Genomic DNA, 3322 nt, shown 5'->3' with positions numbered 1-3322 from the left:
CTACAGCGCCCCGCTGCCGGGGCGGGCGCCCGTCCACACCGTGTCGCAGAACAGCCACAGGCTGCGGCCGGGCCGCCCCGGCAGCGGGGCGCTGTAGCCGCAGTCGCGGTCGACCGCATTGCCGGGCGCCGCGGTCTCGTAGCGGGACAGGACGCGGGCGGGCGGCGCGGCCCCCGGCTGCGGCGCCGGTACCGGGACGCCGCCGCCCACGCCCGCCAGCACGACCGGCACCGCGACCACGGCGGTCGCGGCGCGGAAAAGGCGGCGGATCAGCGGAACCCCCGGGAAGGTGGCGCGGCAGGACCTCACAGCCTGACCCGCCACCCGTCCCCGAGCAACTCCACGCCCCCGATCAGATCAGAAGTGGTTGGTGAGGAGGGCTAGGATGGCGACGCCGGCGGTTAGCCAGGCCGCGTAGTCGCCGATGTGGCCGGAGTGCAGGGCGTGCAGCCGTGCGGTGACGGTGTCCGCGGCGCGTCCCACGGCGCGGCCGCCGCCGGTCCGCACCGACCTGCGGACGCGGGCGACGGCGGGATGCCGGACGCCGGAGGCGGCGATCGCCACGGCCAGCAGCAGCGTGACGGCGAATCCGGCGAAGCCGGGCACGGTCCACGGTTCGGCGGGCGGCGCGTGCGGGTGCGCGACGTTCCCGTCCAGGACGAGGCCGGCGTAGGCGTCCCGGCTGGCGAACACGTGCGCGGCGCCGGAGACCAGCCCGCCGGGCGTCAGCCCGGACGCCAGGCCCGCGCCGAGCAGCGCCGCCCCCGGCAGCACCATCGTCCACGGGACGGACCGCAGCCCGCCCGGCGTCTCGGGGTCCTCGTGCCCGCCGGACCCGCCGGCGTCCTGCTCGGTGGGGGTGCCGCGCCACACCGTCAGCCAGACCCGCAGGACGGCCCCGGCGGTGAGGGCGGACGCCGCGACCGTCAGCGGCGTGTACCACCACCAGCCCAGTTCCAGGACGGCGTGCTCGGTGACCGAGTGCTCGGCGAACAGCCCGGACGGCGGCAGCCCGGCCAGGCACAGCGCCCCCACCAGGAACGTGGCGCCGGTGACGGGCATGCCGCGGCCGCGGCCGCGCAGCTCGCGGGCGTCGACGGTCTCGTGCCGGTTCAGCAGCACCCCGGCGGCCAGGAACAGCGCGCCCTTCACCCCGGCGTGCCCGGCCAGGTAGTAGGCGGTGCCGCCGAGCGCGGCCGGGGTGCCGGCGGCGACGCCGACCAGCAGCAGCCCGGCGTGGCTGATGGTGGAGTAGGCCAGCAGCCGCTTGATGTGGTGCTGCAGCAGGCACATGACGGCGCCGAGCAGCGCGGCGGCGGCGCCGAGGACGGCGATGGCGCGCAGCGGGACGAGCCCGGCGAACATCGCCCAGTACGTCCGCGCCACCCCGTACACGCCGAGTTCGACCATGATGCCGGAGAACAGCACGCACACGGGGGTGGGGGCGACGGCGTGGGCGTCGGCGAGCCAGAAGTGGAAGGGGACGGCGGCGGCCTTGACCAGGTAGCCGGTGCAGATCAGCACGAACGCGGCGGTGATGAGCGCGCCGCCGTGGCCGGTGTCGGCGCCGGTGAGGTGGCGTCCGATGGCGGCGAGGCCGAGCTGCCCGGTCCGCCCGTACACCAGGGCGATCCCGGCCAGGGACAGGTAGGCGCCGATCGACTGGACGATCCCGAAGTTCAGGGCGCCGTGGACGGTGGCGGGCTCCTCGGACCGGTACCCGGTGAGCGCGAACGCCACGACGCTCATCAGCTCGAAGAACACGAACGCGTCGAACAGGTCGCCGGTGTAGGTGAACGCGCACATCGACGCCAGGAACAGCAGGATCAGCGCGTGGAAGATCGCCTGGATCTCGGTGAAGTACCGCCAGGAGAACGCCAGCGCGGCCAGGGTGAGCGCGGCGGTGACGCAGGCGAGGCCGGCGGCGAGGGGGTCGGCGACCAGCGGGATCCCGACGCCGGTGCCGGGCCCCCATCCGCCGAGCCAGACGACCTGCGGGTCGCGGCCGGAGCGGGCGAGGGTGAGCGCGGTGAGGGCGGTGACGGCGGCGGCGGTGAGCAGGGCGGCGGCGTCGACGGCCGGCCGCGGCAGCCACCGCCCGGCGGCGGCCAGCAGCGCCGCGACCAGCACCGGCAGCGCGATCGTGGCCTGCAGGATCACGATTCGAGGGAGCGCAGCGCGCCGGGGTCCAGGGTGCCGCGCCGCTTGGCGACCTGCACGGCCAGGGCGAGCAGCAGCGCGGTGACGGTGGCGCCGACGACGATGTCGGTGAGGGCCATGGCCTGCACGACGGGGTCGGTGACGGGGCCCCCGGCGGGCGGCGGCGGCCGGTCGGAGAACACCGGCGCGGTGGCGCCGTGCCGGTACCCGATGGCCAGCAGCAGCACGTAGGTGCCGGACTGGGTGACCGACAGGCACACCACGGCGTGGACGAGGTCGCGGCTGGTGACGATCCCGTAGAGGCCGGCGAGCATGATCCAGCCGGCGGTCAGGTAGGGCAGCACGCTCACGGTCCCTCCTCGGGTCGGCCGGATTCGGGTCCGCCGGTGTCGTGGACGAGGAGGGCCCGGTCGAAGAACTTGCCGATGAGCAGGACCAGGGCGCAGCCGACCTCGGCGCCGACGGCGGCGTTGAGGGCGGGGACGCGGCCGGTGGCGGCCTGCCCGGCGGCGGCCAGGGCCAGCAGCACGAACGCGGCGGCGGCCAGCGCCTCGGCGGACTCCAGCAGCGGGATGGGCCGCAGCCGCTGCAGCGCGGGGTAGTCGCCGGCGAGGTAGAGCAGGTGGACGGCGGTGCCGAGGACGACGCCGCCCTGGAATCCGCCGCCGGGGGACTGGTGGCCGTGCGCGACGATGTACACGCCGACGAGCAGGGTGAGGGGCAGCAGCAGGTACCCGGTGACGCGCAGCGCGTCGGAGACCTCGGCGGGGCCGTGCCGGTGGGATCCGCCGCCGTCCTCGCGCTCGCGTCCGGCGGCGCGCAGCAGCACGACGGCGGCGAGCGCGGCCGACAGCAGGATGAGCTCCTCGCCGAGGGTGTCGAAGGCGCGCTGGTCGAAGGTGACCGACGCGACGGCGTTGGGGGTGCCCTGCTGGACGGCGTGGTGGACGGCGCGGTCGGCGTAGGGGTGCAGCGCGCCGCCGAAGCCGGGCAGGCCGAGGGTCCCGGCGGTGAACAGCGCGGCGGTGCCGGCGGCGCCGACGGCGAACAGCCCGTCCCTTATACCCAACTGAAGCTGCCGACGGAGAAGGGAGTGTAGAACCCTGAGGTCGCCCGTCCATACAAAATAACACAACACAACACGAGTCGCCACATAACCACA

General features: G+C 75.4%; 4 protein-coding genes. All 4 read right to left on the bottom strand.

What is annotated here, in order from left to right:
- Genes HUX53_RS30050 through HUX53_RS30035 form a run of 4 tightly spaced genes read right to left on the bottom strand, consistent with a single transcriptional unit; the run spans nt 1 to nt 3229 of the window.
- Nucleotides 1–309: a hypothetical protein gene (locus HUX53_RS30050; protein ID WP_176406593.1), complete on the bottom strand. Its 309-nt coding sequence runs from the start codon at nt 307–309 to the stop codon at nt 1–3.
- A 48-nt stretch (nt 310–357) separates the two neighbouring features.
- Entirely contained in the window at nt 358–2160 is a 1803-nt protein-coding gene (locus HUX53_RS30045) for a complex I subunit 5 family protein (RefSeq protein WP_217920091.1), read from the bottom strand.
- Nucleotides 2157–2510, bottom strand: coding sequence for a sodium:proton antiporter (locus HUX53_RS30040; RefSeq protein WP_176406592.1), 354 nt, complete (start codon nt 2508–2510; stop codon nt 2157–2159). Before HUX53_RS30040 ends, HUX53_RS30045 begins: the two co-directional genes overlap by 4 nt.
- The gene (locus HUX53_RS30035) at nt 2507–3229 is read right to left on the bottom strand and encodes an MnhB domain-containing protein (protein WP_176406591.1); all 723 of its coding nucleotides are present in this window, start codon (nt 3227–3229) and stop codon (nt 2507–2509) included. The genes HUX53_RS30040 and HUX53_RS30035 overlap by 4 nt, the downstream gene beginning before the upstream one ends.
- Nucleotides 3230–3322: the final 93 nt, after the last annotated feature.

This window comes from Actinomadura sp. BRA 177 (assembly GCF_013372625.1).
Classification (GTDB): domain Bacteria; phylum Actinomycetota; class Actinomycetes; order Streptosporangiales; family Streptosporangiaceae; genus Spirillospora.
The sequence above is the reverse complement of the archived record's forward strand: the minus strand, read 5'-3'. Positions and strand labels throughout refer to the sequence as shown.